Raw genomic sequence first — 17,243 nt, forward strand, 5'->3', positions numbered from 1 at the left:
CTTGCCGGAGAGTTCGCCCTGGGCGTAACTGGATTCGGCGCGTCTGCTCGGACCTATAGGGTGAATTGTCGGGTTCGCTCGGACCGGTCGACAGCGCGGCTGCCGATTGCCCCGACGGAGCGCCTACGATGGTTCGGCAGACCGTCTAGGGGAGCGTTGATCCGTGTCGATTCTCGAAAAGTTCCTCCGCGCCGGCGAAGGCCGCATGGTGCGGCGGCTGAAGGCCGTCGCGAACGCCATCAACTCGATCGAGGACGACTATGTCGATCTCACCGACGAGGAGCTGCGGGCCCTGACCGAGCAGTACCGTCAGCGGATCGCTGACGGCGAGTCCCTCGACGACCTGCTGCCGGAGGCCTTCGCCACCGCCCGCGAGGCCGCCGCCCGGGTGCTCGGCCAGCGCCACTACGACGTCCAGGTGATGGGTGGTGCCGCGCTTCACTTCGGCAACATCGCCGAGATGAAGACCGGTGAGGGCAAGACCCTCACCTCGGTGCTGCCGGCGTACCTGAACGCGCTGTCGGGCAAGGGCGTGCACATCGTCACCGTCAACGACTACCTCGCCGAACGTGACGCGGCCTGGATGGGCCGGGTGCACGAGTTCCTCGGCTTGACCGTGGGCGTGATCCTGCCGAACCGGCCGGCCAGCGAGCACCGGGCGGCGTACGCGGCCGACATCACGTACGGCACGAACAACGAGTTCGGCTTCGACTACCTGCGGGACAACATGTCCTGGTCGCAGGAGGAGCTGGTCCAGCGCGGGCACAACTTCGCGATCGTCGACGAGGTCGACTCGATTCTGATCGACGAGGCCCGTACCCCGTTGATCATCTCCGGCCCGGCCGAGCACTCCGCCCGCTGGTACGGCGAGTTCGCGGGCGTGGTCGCCCGGCTCCAGCCCGGCAAGGACGGCGAGGGCGACTACGAGGTCGACTACGCCAAGCGGACCATCGCGGTCACCGAGAAGGGTGTCGCCAAGGTCGAGGACCGGCTGGGCATCGACAACCTGTACGAGTCGGTGAACACCCCGCTGGTCGGTTACCTGAACAACGCGATCAAGGCCAAGGAGCTCTTCAAGAAGGACAAGGACTACATCGTCAGCGACGGCGAGGTCCTGATCGTCGACGAGTTCACCGGTCGCATCCTGCACGGTCGCCGTTACAACGAGGGCATGCACCAGGCCATCGAGGCGAAGGAAGGCGTGGAGATCAAGCAGGAGAACCAGACTCTTGCCACGGTCACCCTGCAGAACTACTTCCGCCTCTACTCCAAGCTCTCCGGCATGACCGGTACCGCCCAGACCGAGGCCGGCGAGTTCCAGAAGGTCTACAACGTCGGCGTCGTGTCCATCCCGACCCACCGCGCGATGGTCCGGATGGACAAGCCCGACGTCATCTACAAGACCGAGAAGGCCAAGTTCAACGCGGTCGTCGAGGACATCGCCGAGCGGCACGCGGGCGGCCAGCCCGTGCTGGTCGGCACGGTCTCGGTGGAGAACTCGGAGATCCTGTCGCAGCTACTGCGCCGCCGGGGCATCCCGCACGCGGTGCTGAACGCCAAGTTCCACGCCCGGGAAGCCGAGATCATCGCGCAGGCCGGTCGCAAGGGCGGGGTCACCGTCGCGACCAACATGGCCGGCCGTGGTACGGACATCCTGCTCGGCGGTAACCCGGAATACCTCGCCGCGAACGAGCTGCGCCAGCGCGGTCTCGACCCGGTGGAGCACGAGGAGGAGTACGCCAAGGCGATGGAGGAGATCCTCCCGCGCTGGAAGCAGGCGTGCGACGACGAGGCCGACGAGGTCACCGACGCCGGTGGCCTCTACGTGCTCGGCACCGAGCGGCACGAGTCCCGCCGGATCGACAACCAGCTGCGTGGTCGTGCCGGCCGGCAGGGTGACCCGGGTGAGTCGCGCTTCTACCTCTCCCTCCAGGACGAGCTGATGCGGCGATTCCGGGCCGGTGCGGTCGAGGCGGTGATGGAGCGCTTCAACATCCCCGAGGACGTGCCGATCGAGTCGAAGATGGTCACCCGGCAGATCAAGAGCGCGCAGGCCCAGATCGAGGGTCAGAACGCCGAGGTCCGCAAGGACGTCCTGAAGTACGACGACGTGATGAACAAGCAGCGCCAGGTGGTCTACGCCGAGCGGCTGCGGGTGCTCAACGGCGAGGACCTGAGCGACCAGGTCCAGCACATGATCGAGGACACCGTCACCGCGTACGTGACCGGTGCGACCGCCGACGGCTACGCCGAGGACTGGGACCTCGACCAGCTCTGGTCCAGCCTCAAGCAGCTCTACCCGGTCGGCGTCACCATCGACGACCTGATCGACGAGGCCGGTGGCGAGCGCAACAACCTCGACGCCGACTTCCTGCTCTCCAAGGTCCGGGAGGACGCGCAGGCCGCGTACGCCCGGCGCGAGGAGGAGTTGGGCAGCGAGGCGATGCGCCAGCTCGAGCGGATGGTGCTGCTGCAGGTCATCGACCGGAAGTGGCGCGAGCACCTCTACGAGATGGACTACCTGCGCGAGGGCATCAACCTGCGGGCCTACGCCCAGCGTGACCCGGTGGTGGAGTACCAGCGCGAGGGCTTCGACATGTTCGCCACCATGATGGACGGCATCAAGGAGGAGACGGTCGGCTTCCTGTTCAACCTGGAGGTCCAGGTCGAGCAGGAAACCCCGCCGGCCGCCGCCGAGGTCGTACTCGACCAGGCGCCGGTGGAGATCCGGGCCAAGGGCCTGGCTCGCGCGCCGCGCCGGCAGGGGCTGCAATACTCCGCGCCGACCATCGACGGTGAGGCGGGCGCGGGCGGTGTGGTCCTGGAACGTCAGGAACCGCAGCCGCAGGCCCCGGCACTCGGTGTCGGGCGTCAGGGACCGCCTCCGCCCTCGGTCGCGCGGCGCACGCCGGCACCGGGTCAGGCGGTCGGCGGCGAGGGTCCGTCCCGTAACGCGCCCTGCCCGTGCGGCTCCGGCCGCAAGTACAAGCGCTGCCACGGCTCTCCGACGGGTTCCTGACCGACTCGGCCAGCACGCTCCGACTCGTAAGAGGCGCCGGCAGGCGACAGTCGATCCGGGTCCGGTTCCGACCACCGACAAAGGTGGCCGGGCCCGGACCCGGTTTGCGTTCCCGGTTGCTTCAGCGCGCCCCGTTCCCGGTTGCTTCAGCGCGCCCCGTTCCCGGCTGGTTCAGAGCACCCGGGCGTGGGTGCCGAGCCAGGCGCCGCGCCGTCGTTCCAGCCGGAACGCCATCGCCCAGCTCCGCTCGTCCGACCCGAGTACGGCGGCGGCCTCTGCGATCCCCTGTTGCGGCTCGCAGACCCGCAGCAGCCGCAGGCGTACGGTTGCGCGCCCCGCGTTCGCTCCGCGTGAGCGTACGACCGGTCGCTGGGCGCGTTGTTCGGCGAGTCGCCGGGTGGCGGCGACGAGCTGCTCGGTGATCGCGGTCGCCTCTGCGCCGACCGACAGCGGCCGGACGTGCGCGGCCGGTCGGTAGCCGTTCAGGATCTCCAGGGCGGTGCCCAGGAACCGGTAGGCCGCCTGTCGTGCCTCCGCGGAGGCCGTGGCCAGCGCCTCCGGTGGCAGGGCCGCTGGACCGGGTGCCACGGGTGTGGCGGGGGCCCGGTCGGTGGCCCCGGATCCACCGACCCTCGGCACCGGGACGGCCAGGGGCAGGGCGAGCTGCCCTTCGAGCCCGGCGACCCAGCCCGGCCCGGCCAGCTCGTCGTCGAACGGAGGGTCGAGCGGCGGCACCGGGCGCAGTCGTACGGCGGGGCGGGCGAGTGGCCTGGTCCGTACGGCGGGCATGAGGTTCCTTCCTTGATCTTGCGTTTGCTTTCGTTTGCCTCCGGCTGATCACATTTGTAGCGAACGATGGATTGCTCGTCAAGGCTTTCCGGGTAGCGCGAAGCGGGGTGCCACCCGCTGGTGACACCCCGCTCGATACGTTCGGCTACTCCGGGTCGCGCTCGATCAGCGGGTTGCTGCGTACCCAGTCCGCGGTTTCGGCGTACTTGTGCTGGATGTACTGTTCGAGCTGGGCCCGTTCGACCCGCCACTGGCCCCGGCCACCGATCTTGATCGCGGGCAGCTCTCCACTTCGCACCATGTGGTAGACCTGCGAGTCCGAGACGTTCAGTTCGGCGGCGACGTCGGACAGCAGCAGGAACCTGGGCTCCACGAGTGACTCCCGATGGTGGTCGTGTTTGCTTAAGTTTGCCATCGACTGCCGTTCTCGTCCGACCGCGGTTCCGTCCCGTCCGGGTACCCGCCGAGACGGCCCGGCCGGGTTGCTGATCGGCCACAGCCGGGAGGGGCACGCTTCCGGTTCGGTCCGGCGGGGTGTATGACAGGGACGGCGCCGGACGAGTCGGCGTCGTGGGGGCCAGCGCCGCCGGTGGCGTTGTCGAGTGGGGAGACGAGAACGGTGCGCGCAGAACTGGTCCGGGTGTACCTGCCGGCTACCGTGCCGATGCTGGCCGCCCTGCGCAAGCAGGGCGAGCTGCCCGCCACCGAGGCGCACGCGGTGACACCGATGCTGCGCGAGTGGTACGCCGAGGGCGACGAGGAGGAACTGGAGTACGTCGCCTTCACCCGCGCCGCCCAGGACGCGCTGCGGTTGCTCCGGGAGGATCCCGAGGCCCCTCGCCGCCGGGTGGTGGTCTCCGCCGACCTGCCGGCCGAGGCGGTGCAGCGGGCCGAGGTCGAGCTGGGATCCAGCACCGTACGCCTGGGCAAGCCGATCCCGGTGGCCTCGGTCGCCGCGATCCACCTCGACGACAACGAGGCGATCGAGGACGTGAGCGCGGCGGTCGCGGTGGTGACCGAGGCGCTCGCCGGTGACCCGGACGCGCAGTTCACCGTCGACGGCGTCGAGGATCACGAGCTGGCCTGGTACGACATCTCCGAGCTGGACGACCTCGGCTGACCAGACCGGCAGGGGGCTGACCGGGCCGACAGGGGCGACCTGCCGGTGCCGCCGCCGTACCTGGCCGGCAAGTGGACGGACGGTCGGGAGCGGGCGGTCAGGAGCGGGCGGTCAGGAGCGGGCGGTGTCCGGCTCCGGGCGGCGGTCGGCCGGTCGTTTGTTCGCGCCGCCCTCGTTGTCCCATTCGATCTCGTCGTCGTCCGGATCGGGCTCTTCGCCCGCCACCGGGTCCTCGCCCGAGATCCCGTCCTCGTCCGCTGCCCGGTCCTCGAACTCCACCTCGTCGGTGAACTCGGTCACGGTCTCGTCCTCCGGCTCCGCGCCGGCCGGGCGCAGGGTGCGTCCGAAGGCGATGAGCGCGGTGAGCGCGCCGACGAAGAGCACCCAGAGGGCCTGGTTCGACCGGTACTCGCTGAGCTGGTCCTGGAGCCCCCGGTCGACCTCGCTGAGCGATCCGGCGGCGGCCAGCAGCCGGGCACCGGCGGTCTGGGTGAGCAGTTCCGCGGCGAGCAGGAGCAGGCCGGGCCCGGCGCCCGCGACCAGGTACGCCGGCCAGCGCGGCAGGCTGGCCTGCGGGTTCAGGGCCGCGGTCCGGCGGCGGGCCAGGCCCAGGTAGAAGAAGACCAGCAGGCCGGCGACGAGCCCGCCACCGATCGAACCGGTACGGGAGAACCACTCCAGGGCGTTGGTCTGCGACTGGTCGGTGTCGCCGTAGCCGTAGAGCGAGAGCAGCGGGTCCTTGAAGATGTTCAGGGCCGTGTTGATCACGAACACGGTCAGCCCGGCGGCGACCACGGCTCCCACCACCGGCACCGCCCGTACGCCACCGGCGATCCCGCCGACGGTGGCCGCCGCGGCGACGGTGCCGGCCAGCACGGTGATCGAGTCGCCGTCACCGTAGCTGAGGGTCACGGTGAGCGCGGCCAGTAGTCCGACGAGCAGCCCGGCGCCGACCGCCGCGGCGAACCTGGGGGTGCTGCGGTGGACCCCGCGCCGGGTGAGCAGGTTCGCCACCACGACGGCCGCCGCGGCGCCACCGACCATGCTGGCCGAGATCAGGCCGGGCAGGGCGAGCGCGGCCATGGCGATCACGATCGAGTTGATGTCCGAGGAGGTGATCTCGGCCTGGCCGATCCAGAGCATCGCGGCGAGCCAGCCGAGCGCCAGCACGCCGAGGCCGAGTGCCGCGGGCGCGTACGCGGGCGGGGCGGTGCCGGCGTCGGGCGTCGGTGCGGCCGAGGTGGTGGCCGACCGGTCCGGGGGCGATACCGCGGTGCTGCCGGACTGTGTGCTCATCGTCTCCCCTTCAACGGGTACCCGCCCGCCGCGCCGCTGTGACGGCGGGAGGGGGCGCGGCGTGGTTGGGTCGCCGGGCCTCTCAGCGTACGTGGCGCACCGGTTCGGGCCGCGCGCCGCCTGCGCGGCACGGCCTCGCCGGGGCTGCTGGGGGTCGTGCCGTGATCGGTCCGGACAGCGGTGCGTGGGAGGATTGACCCAGGTCCCACCCCCGGATAACCGGCACCCCCGGTGAACGGGCCACGGCGACCGGCCGACCGGCCGGAACAGGTGGGTCCGATTTCGCCGACGTTGTCGAGATCGTTCAGGAGCATGCGATGGACGCCGTACTTTCCGTACCCGAGCCGCGTAACGAGCCGGTTCGCGACTACGCGCCGGGGAGCGCCGAGCGGGACAGCCTGCAGCGGCGGCTCGGCGAACTTGCCGCGGAGCGGCTGGACCTGCCGATGACGGTCGGCGGTCGGCAACGGATGGCTGCGGGTGCCGCGATCGACGTCGTACAGCCGCACCGGCACCAGCACGTGCTGGGGGTCACCCACAACGCAACCAACGCGGATGCTCAGGCCGCGGTGACGGCCGCCAAGGAAGCTGCCCCCATGTGGCGTGGTTTGTCCTTTGCCGACCGGGCTGCGGTGTTTCTCCGGGCGGCCGACCTGCTCGCCGGACCGTGGCGCGACACCCTCAACGCCGCGACCATGCTGGGCCAGTCGAAGACGGCGATCCAGGCCGAGATCGACGCCGCCTGTGAGCTGATCGATTTCCTCCGGTTCAACGTGCACTTCGCCCGCAAGCTCCTGGCCGAGCAGCCGAACTCGTCCGCCGGGGTGTGGAACCAGTTCGACCACCGGCCGCTGGAGGGCTTCGTCTACGCGGTCACCCCGTTCAACTTCACCGCGATCGCGGCGAACCTGCCGGCCGCGCCGGCGCTGCTGGGTAACACGGTGGTCTGGAAGCCGGCGCCGACGCAGCAGTTCGCGGCGCACTTCACCATGCAGTTGTTCGAGGCGGCCGGCCTGCCGCCGGGTGTGATCAACATGGTCACCGGGCACGGCGTGGAGGTCTCCGAGGTGGTCCTCGCCGACCCGGATCTCGCCGGCATCCACTTCACCGGTTCGACCAAGGTCTTCCAGCAGCTCTGGCGGACCGTGGGGGAGAACCTCGGCGGCTACCGGGGTTACCCGCGTCTGGTCGGGGAGACCGGCGGCAAGGACTTCGTGATCGCGCACAGCAGCGCAGACGTGGACGCGCTGCACACCGCATTGGTCCGCGGGGCGTACGAGTACCAGGGTCAGAAGTGTTCGGCGGCGTCCCGGGCGTACGTGCCCCGGTCGCTGTGGGAGGGCGGCCTGCGCGACCGGCTCGCCGCCACCGTGGAGTCGCTGACGTACGGCGACGTCACCGACTTCTCCAACTTCGGTGGCGCGGTGATCGACGCCAAGGCGTTCGCCCGGCACGCCACCGCGCTCGACATGATCAAGAATGCCGACAGTTGCCGGGTGCTGGCCGGTGGCACGGCCGACGACTCGGTCGGTTACTTCGTCCGCCCGACCCTGCTGGAGTGCGACGACCCGGGCCACGAGGTCTTCACCACCGAGTATTTCGGCCCGATCCTCGGCGTGCACGTCTTCGAGGACGCCCGGTTCGAGGAGGTTGTGGCCCAGGCCGAGTCGGTCGCACCGTACGCGTTGACCGGCTCGATCTTCGCCACCGACCGCCGGGTGCTGGACTGGGCGAGCGAGGCGCTGCGGTACGCCGCCGGCAACTTCTACCTCAACGACAAGCCGACCGGTGCGGTCGTCGGCCAGCAGCCGTTCGGCGGCGCACGGGCCAGCGGCACCAACGACAAGGCCGGTTCCTGGCACAACCTGGCCCGCTGGATCTCCCCCCGGACCATCAAGGAGACCTTCGTCCCGGCGACCGACCACCGTTACCCCCACATGGGCTGACCTTCCGCCGCACCCCGACTCGCGCCCGTCCGGTACGCGTTCCGGGGCGGACCCGTGCCCCTGGATCTTCGTCGGCACGCGTCCGCCCCGGTCCGCGGGAGCGACGAGCGGGGGTACGTGTGGAGGGTGTGCCGCGGCGGTCCGGGTGGATCTTCTGGGCCGGGTGGACGGATCTTCCGGCCACTTCCCGAAAGATTGTGCGAAATGCCCGAATTGTGGCGTACTCTACCCGGCAGCGCAGGTGCTCGATAGCGGTCTTCCCGCCCGGGCGTGGATCACCGTCACCCGAACGGGTGTCCCAGGGGCTCCGAATCGGCGACGATATCGAGCATCCTCACTGGACAGTCTGCCACGGACAGTGCACAGTGGAGTACAACCTGCCGCAGATCATGCCAAATCCTAGACGCGAAGGCGCCAAAGTGGCAGCGTAAGGGGCATGGCGGATTCAGGAATCAACCCAACGGCAGCAGCTCTACTGGGGCTGCTCCACGAAGGACCAATGACCGGCGGCCAGTTGATGGCCGCCGCCGAGCGGCGACTCGCACCGTACTGGTCGATGACCCGGAGCCAGGTCTACCGGGAACTCCCGGTGCTGGCCGACCAGGGTCTGGTCCGGCTCGGCAAGCCCGGCCCGCGCTCCAGTCAGCCGTACGCGATCACCGCGGCCGGAAAGCGGACATTCTCCCGCTGGCTGACGGACGTGCCGGGGCGCGACACGGTGCGCAACCCGACCGCGTTGCGGGTCGCCTTCGGCGAGCAGCACTCGGCGAACCAGCTGCGCAATCTCTACAGCGGGGCGAACGAGTACCACACCGAGGCCCTGGCGATGGCCCGGGAGCAGGCCAAGGACGCCAAGAAGGCCGGTGACTCGTACGGCGCCGCGGCGCTCGAGTTCGCGGTCCAGTACCACAAGGCGGCGCTCTCCTGGCTGAAGACGGCACCGGCCAGTTGATCACGTACGGGGAGCCGTCGCTGAGGGAGTGGGCCGCTTGCGCTGACGGTCGCTATTGTTGACAGTTGTGACCGCTGCCGATTACGCCGACCAGCTCAAAGACCTCGATGCCACGCTACGCAGCATCGAGGCAGTCCTCGATGTCGACCGGCTGCGCCAGGACAAGGTCAAGCTCGAAGAGGCGGCCTCCGCGCCCGACCTGTGGGACGACCAGGTCAAGGCCCAGGAGGTCACCTCCCAGCTCTCCTACGTCAACAGCGAGATCGAGCGGCTGGGCAGCCTGCGCAGCCGCCTCGACGACGCCTACGTCCTGCTGGAGCTGGCCGAGGCGGAGGACGACCCTGGCGTGCTCGGCGAGGTGGAGGCCGAGATCGGTGGGCTCGGCAAGGCCATCCAGGAGATGGAGGTCCGCACCCTGCTCTCCGGTGAGTACGACTCGCGTCAGGCGCTGGTCGCGATCCGGGCCGGTGCGGGCGGGGTGGACGCGGCCGACTTCGCCGAGATGCTGCTGCGCATGTACCTGCGCTGGGCGGAACGGCACGGGTACCCGACCGAGGTCTACGAGACGTCGTACGCCGAGGAGGCGGGGCTGAAGTCGGCCACCTTCGCGGTGAAGTTCCCGTACGCGTACGGCACTCTCAGTGTCGAGTCGGGCACTCACCGGCTGGTCCGGATCAGCCCGTTCGACAACCAGGGGCGGCGGCAGACCAGCTTCGCCGGTGTCGAGGTGCTACCGGTCACCGAGCAGACCGACCACATCGACATCGCCGAGAACGAGATCCGGGTCGACGTCTACCGGTCGTCCGGGCCAGGTGGACAGAGCGTGAACACGACCGACTCTGCGGTACGGATCACACACATCCCCACCGGCATCGTGGTCACCTGTCAGAACGAGAAGTCCCAACTGCAGAACAAGGCCTCCGCGATGCGGGTGCTGCAGTCGCGGCTGCTCGAACGCAAGCGCCAGGAGGAGCAGGCCCGGCTGGCCGGCCTGAAGACCGACGCGGCCGGCTCCTGGGGCGACCAGATGCGCTCCTACGTGCTGCACCCTTATCAGATGGTGAAGGATCTGCGAACTGAGCAGGAGACCGGCAATCCGACCGCGGTCTTCGACGGTGAGCTGGATGGCTTCATCGAGGCGGGAATCCGCTGGCGCAAGCAGCGTCAGCTCGCGGGCGAGGTGGCCTGAGCGATGGCCCGCCGAGGCGCACCCAGCGCCGACGGCGGGCCACTCCTTTCCGACATTGCGGGCCGATTGATGGCCCGTGGGGCTTGGACTTTTCGTTACACCGCGTAGACTCACGACCCGTGATTCAGCTTGAGCAAGTGACGAAGACGTACCCGAAGGCGTCCCGGCCATCGCTCGACGACGTGTCGGTCTCGATCGAGAAGGGTGAGTTCGTCTTCTTCATCGGTCCCTCCGGATCCGGCAAGTCGACGATCATCAAGCTGCTGCTGCATGAGGTGACTCCCAGTAAGGGGAAGGTCGTGGTCAACAGCCGCGACGTCACCGGTATGCGCTCCTGGAAGATCCCGAACTTCCGACGCTCGATCGGCTGCGTCTTCCAGGACTTCCGGCTGCTGCCCAACCGCACCGCGTACGAGAACGTTGCCTTCGCCCTCGAGGTGATCGGCAAGACCAAGGCGGTCGCCCGCCGGGTCGTGCCCGAGGTGCTGGAACTGGTCGGCCTCGGCGGCAAGGAGCACCGCTACCCGCACGAGTTGTCCGGTGGCGAGCAGCAGCGGGTGGCGGTGGCGCGGGCGTTCGTGAACCGGCCGCTGATCCTGCTGGCCGACGAGCCCACCGGAAACCTCGACCCCGACACGTCCATCGAGATCATGCGTCTGCTGGACCGGATCAACCGCACCGGTACCACGGTCGTGATGGTTACCCACGACTCCAACATCGTCAACCAGATGCGCCGCCGCGTCATCGAGATCGAGAGTGGTCGCATCGTGCGCGACCAGGCCCGTGGCGTCTACGGCTGAGCCCCGGCGCTCAGACGGCCGACCCGGCCCTGACCTGACGACGAACGACCCTCTGCGGAGATCCGGAAGGAACCCCCGATGCGCGTGAAATACGTCCTGTCCGAGGTGTTGGTCGGACTGTGGCGCAACGTGACGATGACCATCGCGATGATCATTACGATGGCCGTGTCGTTGACGATGCTGGGCGCCAGCGGCCTGATGTACCTCCAGGTCGACACCATGAAGGACTTCTACTACGACAAGATCGAAGTCGCGATCTTCCTCAAGGTCGACATCCCGGACGATCAGCGGCTGGGCCTCGAGGGCGAGCTGAAGAGCGACCCGCTGGTGGAAGAGGTCCTCTTCGAGTCGGGTGAGGACGCGTACAACAAGTTCCGGACCATGTTCCAGGACGCGCCCGACCTGGTGAACGCGGTCAAGCCGGAGCAGTTGCCCGAGTCGTTCCGGGTGAAGCTGAAGAACCCGGAGGAATACCAGGCCGTCTACGACAAGTACAAGGACACCGAGGGCGTCGACGAGATCGTCGACCAGCGGCGACTTCTCGACAAGATCTTCAACATCCTCAGCGCGGTGCAGAAGATGGGCCTGGTAGCCGCCTCGATCATGGCGATCGCCGCCCTGCTCCTGGTCGGCAACACGATCCAGGTCGCCGCGTACAGCAAGCGCCGCGAGGTCGCGGTCATGAAACTCGTCGGTGCGTCCAACTGGTTCATCCAGGCACCATTCGTGCTCGAGGCGGTGGTGGCCGGTCTTATCGGCTCCCTCATCGGCTTCGGCGCGCTGGTCCTGGGCAAGGTCTTCCTGCTGGACGGCTCGCTACGGGACCTGACCGACCTGCTCACCCCGATCGAGTGGAGCCGGGTGCTGCTGATGCTGCCGCTGATGGCCGGTGCCGGCTGCCTGGTCAGCGCGGTCACCGCCTGGGTCACCCTCCGCTTCTACCTGCGGGTCTAGCTTCCGGTACGGGTCGTTCGGCCCGTTCGGGGGTGTAATCGGACACAAGGGCCTTCGGTGGCGCGAAAAGCGCTAACCGGAGGCCCTTGTGCACGAGGTAGCATTGCGCGGCCGTCAACAGAGTCCGGCGGCCGTCAACGCAGCGGAGAGGGGTGGCGCGGATGCCACGGGAGAAGGGGCGCAAGGTCGTCGCCTCCAACCGGAAGGCGCGCCACGACTACGCCATTCTCGACACGTACGAGGCAGGCATGGCGTTGACCGGCACCGAGGTCAAGTCCCTGCGCGCCGGCCGTGCCTCACTGGTCGACGCCTTCGCCCAGGAGCGCAGCGGGGAGCTGTTCCTGCATGGGATGCACATCCCGGAGTACACCCAGGGCACCTGGACCAACCACGAGCCCCGCCGTACGCGCAAGCTGCTGCTCAACCGGATCGAGATCAACCGGCTGCTCGGCAAGCTGAAGGAGAGCGGCCTGACCCTGGTCCCGCTCTCGGTCTACTTCAACGACGGCTGGGCCAAGGTGGAGATCGGCCTCGCCCGGGGTAAGAAGTCGTACGACAAGCGCCAGGACCTGGCCAAGCGGGACGCCGACCGCGAGATCGCGAAGGCGGCCGGCCGGCGTGGCAAGGGCATGGACTGACCTGACCTGGGGCGACGCGCCGGGACGGGGATCCGGAATTAACCCGGTGGCGCGAGGCGTTAAGGTTGGGGTGGCTGCCACGTCAGGTGGCCCTGTCTAGGGGGTGACTGGTTTCGACTTCGTACGCTGCGTCAGGGGAAGCGAGCCGAGGAAGCCGACGTCGTCTCGAGAATCGGTCGTCGGAAACCAATAAGCGCCAAGCAAAATCGCGCTGACTTCGCTCTCGCCGCCTGAGGCGAGTAGCAAGTCTGTCGGCCTGGGAGTGCCTTCGTCCCAGTCTGCCGGCATCAGCTAGAAGGCTGGCCAATCGAACCCGGTCGCGGGGTTCGTGCGGCGAGATTAATCAGCGACTGGGCCCGTCACACCAACTCGCTCGCGTGATCGGTGGGGCCGAGTAGAGGCATAGCGAGCTGCGCTCGGAGAAGTCCTGACAATCCGACGAAGGACCCGGGTTCGATTCCCGGCACCTCCACCCAGCGCTCTGCGCCCCGGTCCTCGGACCGGGGCGCAGAGTCGTTTTAGCCGATCTGCGCCCCGGTGGGGGCCGACCGGGGACGGATCGGGCACCCCGAGGGCTGGACACCGGTGGGGTGGTGGACTCACCATCAGCTCAGGCGGTAGGCGCTCAAGGAGGTGCGTCATGGTGACCGGCCCGATCCAGCACCCGGTAGCGGCGTTTCCGACCGGCGACCCGATCGCCCTGCGCGCGGCACGGCGGCACCGGGTCACGCTGCTCCGCGAGATCCATGCCTTCGAGCAGGCCCTGGCCGGTCCGGCCGACGATCCGGACTGGCGAGCGCGGGTCACGCTTCGGCTGGACGGGCTGCGGGGTGAGTTCACCGAGCACGTCAGGCTGACCGAGGGCCGCTCCGGGCTCTACGCCGAACTGCTCGACCGGGCACCACGGCTGGCCCGGACCGTACACGTGCTGCTGCGCGAGCACGCCGCGGTGGCTGCCGTACTCGCCGCTCTGCAACGCCGGGCGCAACTGCCCGAGGCGACCACCGAGGAACTGCGTGGCTGGGCCGGTGACCTGCTTCGGGAACTGTCCCGGCACCGGCAGCGCGGTGCCGACCTGGTCTACCGGGCCTACGGCACCGACATCGGCCGCCCGAGCTGACCGAGCCGGCAGGATCGTGCCGGTCCGACGCGCCGACGATCGCCTGTACGGAACCCGACACCGCCCGCTGACGTCTGATCGACATGCGACGTTTTCCCGCCCCGCTGGGCCTCGCGATGCTGTTGACCCTCGCCGCATGTGCACAGCCGGACACCTCGACCGGCGCCGCGCCGGACCGCCGGTCCGACGCTTTCCAACAGCGGGCGACCGAGGTCGCAGCGGCCTGGCAGGCGGCCGTGCCACCGGACTGGCGCGGCGGGTACGTCCCCCTGCAGGATCCGACCGTGGTGCCGGCCGACGCCCGGCTCGGTGAGGACACCAAACAGGCCCTCGTCGCCGGCTGGTACCGGGAACGGGCTCCGCTGCCGGCCGCGGTGCCGGCCGACGGCACGATCACCTTCCCGGACGGCAAGCTCACCGTGCCACTGGTGAGCGCCGTCGACGCGTACCGCCAGCTCGACCAGGGTGACCCGCCGGCCTGTCCGAGGGGGCCCAAGCTGCCGCCGCCGCCCATGCCCGACGCCAGCGGGCCGGACGGCTCGGTCAGCGGGCCGGCGACGATCGCCTGTACCCCGCTCACCGTCACCAAGGTCGAGCTGGGCACGACCACCATCCGGACCAGCCGAGGCGAGGCCACGGTGCCGGCCTGGCTGTTCACGGTCGACGAGATCGGCGCCCGGGTCGCCCGGGTGGCGGTCGCCGCGAGCGCGACCGGGACCCTGCCGGAGCCGCCCGCGCCCGCGGGCGCCCCGGTCGAGGGTCTGGTCGGCGCGCAGGACCTGGTCGGGACCGACGGGTCCACGCTGACCTACCGGCTGGGCGTCGGCGCCTGCGACACCGAGGTCACCCCACTCGTACGGGAACAGGACGACCTGGTGCTGATCGGCGGTACGGCGGTCCGATCCGACGGCATCTGCACCGACCAACTGCTACTGCAACCGGTCACGGTGACCCTGGAGGCGCCGCTGGGCGCCCGTACCGTGCTCGACGCCGCCTCAGGACGGCCGCTGATCCTGACCACGGCCCGCTGATCCTCCTCGGCGGCCCGGTCCGGGCAGCCGCGCTCGCGCGGCGCGTCCTGATCCGCCGGCGGTCTCCCTGCCGCCGGCGGATCAGGGCAGTTCGATCGGCAGGGTGATCCCGTCCAGGCTGTGCGCGCAGGCGCAGGAGCGCTCCAGCGGCAGCGTCGCGACCGCGTCGAGCAGCAGCTCGCGCAGCCGTTCGGTGTTCTCGCCGAAGACCCGGAACACCTCTTCCTGGGTGACTCCCTCGCCACCCTCCACCCCGGCGTCCAGGTCGGTGACCAGGGCGATCGAGGTGTAGCAGAGTTCCAGCTCACGGGCGAGTACGGCTTCCGGGTGCCCGGTCATGTTGATCACCGAGCCGCCGATGGCGGTGTACCAGCGGGACTCGGCACGGGTGGAGAAGCGCGGACCCTCGACCACCACCATGGTCCCGCCGTCGCGGGCCTCGATGCCCTGCCGCTGCGCGGTGGTCAGCACCGCACGCCGACCGTGCGGGCAGTACGGGTCGGCGAACGACACGTGCACGGCACCGGTGTCGTAGTAGGTCTGCTCCCGGCCGCTGGTCCGGTCGACCAGCTGGTCCGGCACCACGAACGTGCCCGGCCCCAGTTCCGGCCGCAGGCCGCCGACCGCGCACGGGGCGAGGATCTGCCGTACGCCGAGGGAGCGCAGCGCCCACAGGTTGGCCCGGTACGGAATCCGGTGCGGCGGGTGCCGGTGATCGCGCCCGTGCCGGGGCAGGAAGGCCACCGGTCGGCCGGCGACCTCGGCGATCGTGATCGGGTCGGACGGATCGCCGTACGGAGTCCGTACGGCGTGCTCGGTGGCACCGTCCAGGAGGGCGTAGAGGCCGGAGCCTCCGATGACGGCAAGCTCTGCGTGTGCACTCACGGGCCTACCCTGCCATCCCCGCCCGCCCCGACGCCCGGTAGCCCCGGTCCACATCCGCCGGCCGCGCGCGGTCGCGGCAAGCGAGCGTCATCGGGATGATCCGGACGGTCCGGGTTATCGCCGGTTGCTCAACTCGCACTGGCCGTCCAGACCTTAGCCAGCGACAGTCGTGCAAGCTATGGTGCGAGGCATGGCGTTGACTGCGCGCATGGTCGCGTTTGACGGTGTGGATCCGGTATGGCCGACGATGTTCGGCCCTTCCCGTGACTGCGCCTCCGAGTAGAGATGTCCGGCGTACAGGGTGAGGGCCAGGCGATCGGGGGGCGCGCCATGGCGTCGATGACCGGGCAACTGCTGGTCGCGACCCCGTCACTGAAAGATCCCAACTTCGACCGTACGGTGGTGCTGCTGGTCGCGCACGAGCCCGGCGGCGCCCTGGGCGTGGTGCTCAACCGCGCCACCGAGGTGCCGGTCGCCGATGTGCTCGGTGCCTGGGGCAGCCTCGCCGGCGAGCCCGCGGTGCTGTTCGAGGGTGGGCCGGTGCAACCGGAGTCGGCGATCTGCCTGGCCCGGATGCGCACCCCGGTACGCCGGGTGAAGGGCTTCCATCAGGTCTCCGGCGCGGTGGGCACGGTGGACCTGTCCGTCGACCCGGAGCGGATCGGTGACGCCGTCTCCGGGATCCGGGTCTTCGCCGGCTACTCCGGTTGGTCACCGGGGCAACTGGAGGCGGAGATCGAGAGTGGGTCGTGGTTCGTCCTGGACGCCCTGCCCGGTGACGCGTTTGTCGACCGGCCGGACGACCTGTGGCCGATGGTGTTGCGTCGGCAGGGCGGCATGATGGCCGCGGTGGCGCACTTCCCGCCGGACGTGGCCCTGAACTAGCTGGTCGGGGGCGGGGTGCCGGAGTGCGACCCCTCGGAGATGACCTAGCGGCGGGGCATGTGTAATATTGCGCGAGTGCCCGAGAGATCGGGCAAGCAAGTAGGGGGCCGTGGCGCAGCTGGTAGCGCACCACACTGGCAGTGTGGGGGTCAGGGGTTCGAGTCCCCTCGGCTCCACCCCTAGGTAGTGGTTCGAGGGCTCGTTCGCCGATCGTGGCGGGCGGGCCCTCGGTCATTTGACCCCGACTCTTGGATCCCGGCCGGGGCGTCGTGGCTCGGCCCGACACGTCATGTGACGACCGTCACTCTCTGAGTTCTGTGTGGGCGGTGGGGCGGACGGATGGCGCGGCGCCGATGAGCGCTTGACCTTTGTTCTCAGGCGGGGCCGCTGATTGTGGTCGCCAGGTAGTCGTATTCGCTACGCACCGCCCCTCGTCTAGGCGGCTGGCCGGCGGTGCGTTTGATGCGGTTCGTGCTGATGACCTCGATGTACGCGCTGCGCCGCCGCCGGCCCGTGTCTGTCAGATTTGTGTGCTAGCCGTTACTCATCGTGGTGCTCCGTCTCTCCGCGGGGGGCGCGATCCCTCCGTGGCCCGTCGTTGGTCGACTCGCGCCGGTGG

Annotated in this window: 15 protein-coding genes, 1 tRNA gene and 1 other RNA gene; 13 read left to right on the top strand and 4 right to left on the bottom strand. The window is 69.5% G+C overall.

The genetic code is table 11. The features are described from left to right. The first annotated feature begins 163 nt into the window (after nucleotides 1–163). Complete coding sequence (secA, locus tag AB0J90_RS05205) at nucleotides 164–3,019, top strand: preprotein translocase subunit SecA (protein ID WP_363592359.1); 2,856 nt, start codon at nucleotides 164–166, stop codon at nucleotides 3,017–3,019. Nucleotides 3,020–3,190: 171 nt separating this feature from the next. Here secA and AB0J90_RS05210 read toward each other — a convergent pair whose 3' ends face one another. Both AB0J90_RS05210 and AB0J90_RS05215 read right to left on the bottom strand, forming a co-directional pair. Continuing rightward, the gene (locus AB0J90_RS05210) at nucleotides 3,191–3,808 is read right to left on the bottom strand and encodes an Rv3235 family protein (RefSeq protein ID WP_363592361.1); all 618 of its coding nucleotides are present in this window, start codon (nucleotides 3,806–3,808) and stop codon (nucleotides 3,191–3,193) included. Between the two features lie 145 nt (nucleotides 3,809–3,953). Continuing rightward, nucleotides 3,954–4,223, bottom strand: a complete 270-nt coding sequence (locus AB0J90_RS05215) for a helix-turn-helix domain-containing protein (protein WP_363592363.1) — start codon at nucleotides 4,221–4,223, stop codon at nucleotides 3,954–3,956. A 204-nt stretch (nucleotides 4,224–4,427) separates the two neighbouring features. Here AB0J90_RS05215 and AB0J90_RS05220 point away from each other — a divergent pair, with 204 nt between their 5' ends. Next, on the top strand, nucleotides 4,428–4,928 hold the full coding sequence (locus AB0J90_RS05220) for a hypothetical protein (protein WP_363592365.1): 501 nt from the start codon (nucleotides 4,428–4,430) through the stop codon (nucleotides 4,926–4,928). 111 nt (nucleotides 4,929–5,039) lie between these two features. On the opposite strand, the gene AB0J90_RS05225 is transcribed toward AB0J90_RS05220, so the two are convergent. Next, nucleotides 5,040–6,224 (bottom strand): hypothetical protein, encoded by a 1,185-nt coding sequence (locus AB0J90_RS05225; RefSeq protein ID WP_363592367.1) that lies wholly within the window; start codon nucleotides 6,222–6,224, stop codon nucleotides 5,040–5,042. A 317-nt stretch (nucleotides 6,225–6,541) separates the two neighbouring features. On the opposite strand from AB0J90_RS05225, the gene pruA reads away from it, so the two are divergent. From pruA to AB0J90_RS05270, 9 genes are all read left to right on the top strand, one after another. Further along, complete coding sequence (gene pruA / locus AB0J90_RS05230) at nucleotides 6,542–8,170, top strand: L-glutamate gamma-semialdehyde dehydrogenase (RefSeq protein WP_363592369.1); 1,629 nt, start codon at nucleotides 6,542–6,544, stop codon at nucleotides 8,168–8,170. A gap of 436 nt (nucleotides 8,171–8,606) precedes the next feature. Further along, complete coding sequence (locus AB0J90_RS05235; protein ID WP_326560839.1) at nucleotides 8,607–9,122, top strand: PadR family transcriptional regulator; 516 nt, start codon at nucleotides 8,607–8,609, stop codon at nucleotides 9,120–9,122. 67 nt (nucleotides 9,123–9,189) lie between these two features. Further along, nucleotides 9,190–10,311, top strand: a complete 1,122-nt coding sequence (gene prfB / locus AB0J90_RS05240; protein ID WP_363592371.1) for a peptide chain release factor 2 — start codon at nucleotides 9,190–9,192, stop codon at nucleotides 10,309–10,311. Between the two features lie 119 nt (nucleotides 10,312–10,430). Next, nucleotides 10,431–11,111 carry a cell division ATP-binding protein FtsE gene (ftsE, locus tag AB0J90_RS05245; protein WP_326560837.1) on the top strand — a complete coding sequence of 227 codons (681 nt, stop codon included), beginning with the start codon at nucleotides 10,431–10,433 and terminating at the stop codon, nucleotides 11,109–11,111. Nucleotides 11,112–11,189: 78 nt separating this feature from the next. Next, nucleotides 11,190–12,065, top strand: coding sequence for a permease-like cell division protein FtsX (ftsX, locus tag AB0J90_RS05250; RefSeq protein ID WP_326560836.1), 876 nt, complete (start codon nucleotides 11,190–11,192; stop codon nucleotides 12,063–12,065). 161 nt (nucleotides 12,066–12,226) lie between these two features. Next, the gene (gene smpB / locus AB0J90_RS05255; protein WP_326560835.1) at nucleotides 12,227–12,703 is read left to right on the top strand and encodes an SsrA-binding protein SmpB; all 477 of its coding nucleotides are present in this window, start codon (nucleotides 12,227–12,229) and stop codon (nucleotides 12,701–12,703) included. 99 nt (nucleotides 12,704–12,802) lie between these two features. Then, nucleotides 12,803–13,178: a transfer-messenger RNA gene (gene ssrA / locus AB0J90_RS05260) on the top strand. Between the two features lie 165 nt (nucleotides 13,179–13,343). Beyond that, complete coding sequence (locus AB0J90_RS05265) at nucleotides 13,344–13,823, top strand: hypothetical protein (protein WP_363592373.1); 480 nt, start codon at nucleotides 13,344–13,346, stop codon at nucleotides 13,821–13,823. An 83-nt stretch (nucleotides 13,824–13,906) separates the two neighbouring features. Further along, nucleotides 13,907–14,854: a hypothetical protein gene (locus tag AB0J90_RS05270; protein ID WP_363592375.1), complete on the top strand. Its 948-nt coding sequence runs from the start codon at nucleotides 13,907–13,909 to the stop codon at nucleotides 14,852–14,854. Between the two features lie 81 nt (nucleotides 14,855–14,935). Here AB0J90_RS05270 and AB0J90_RS05275 read toward each other — a convergent pair whose 3' ends face one another. Next, the gene (locus AB0J90_RS05275) at nucleotides 14,936–15,739 is read right to left on the bottom strand and encodes an S-methyl-5'-thioadenosine phosphorylase (protein ID WP_363592377.1); all 804 of its coding nucleotides are present in this window, start codon (nucleotides 15,737–15,739) and stop codon (nucleotides 14,936–14,938) included. 285 nt (nucleotides 15,740–16,024) lie between these two features. Here AB0J90_RS05275 and AB0J90_RS05280 point away from each other — a divergent pair, with 285 nt between their 5' ends. Together AB0J90_RS05280 and AB0J90_RS05285 are read left to right on the top strand one after the other, a co-directional pair. Next, nucleotides 16,025–16,624 (top strand): YqgE/AlgH family protein, encoded by a 600-nt coding sequence (locus AB0J90_RS05280; protein ID WP_326560831.1) that lies wholly within the window; start codon nucleotides 16,025–16,027, stop codon nucleotides 16,622–16,624. 103 nt (nucleotides 16,625–16,727) lie between these two features. Further along, nucleotides 16,728–16,800: transfer RNA gene (locus tag AB0J90_RS05285), tRNA-Ala, on the top strand. The last annotated feature ends 443 nt before the right edge of the window (nucleotides 16,801–17,243 follow it).

Origin of the sequence: Micromonospora sp. NPDC049523 (assembly GCF_040676775.1) — a bacterium.
Taxonomy (GTDB): domain Bacteria; phylum Actinomycetota; class Actinomycetes; order Mycobacteriales; family Micromonosporaceae; genus Micromonospora_G.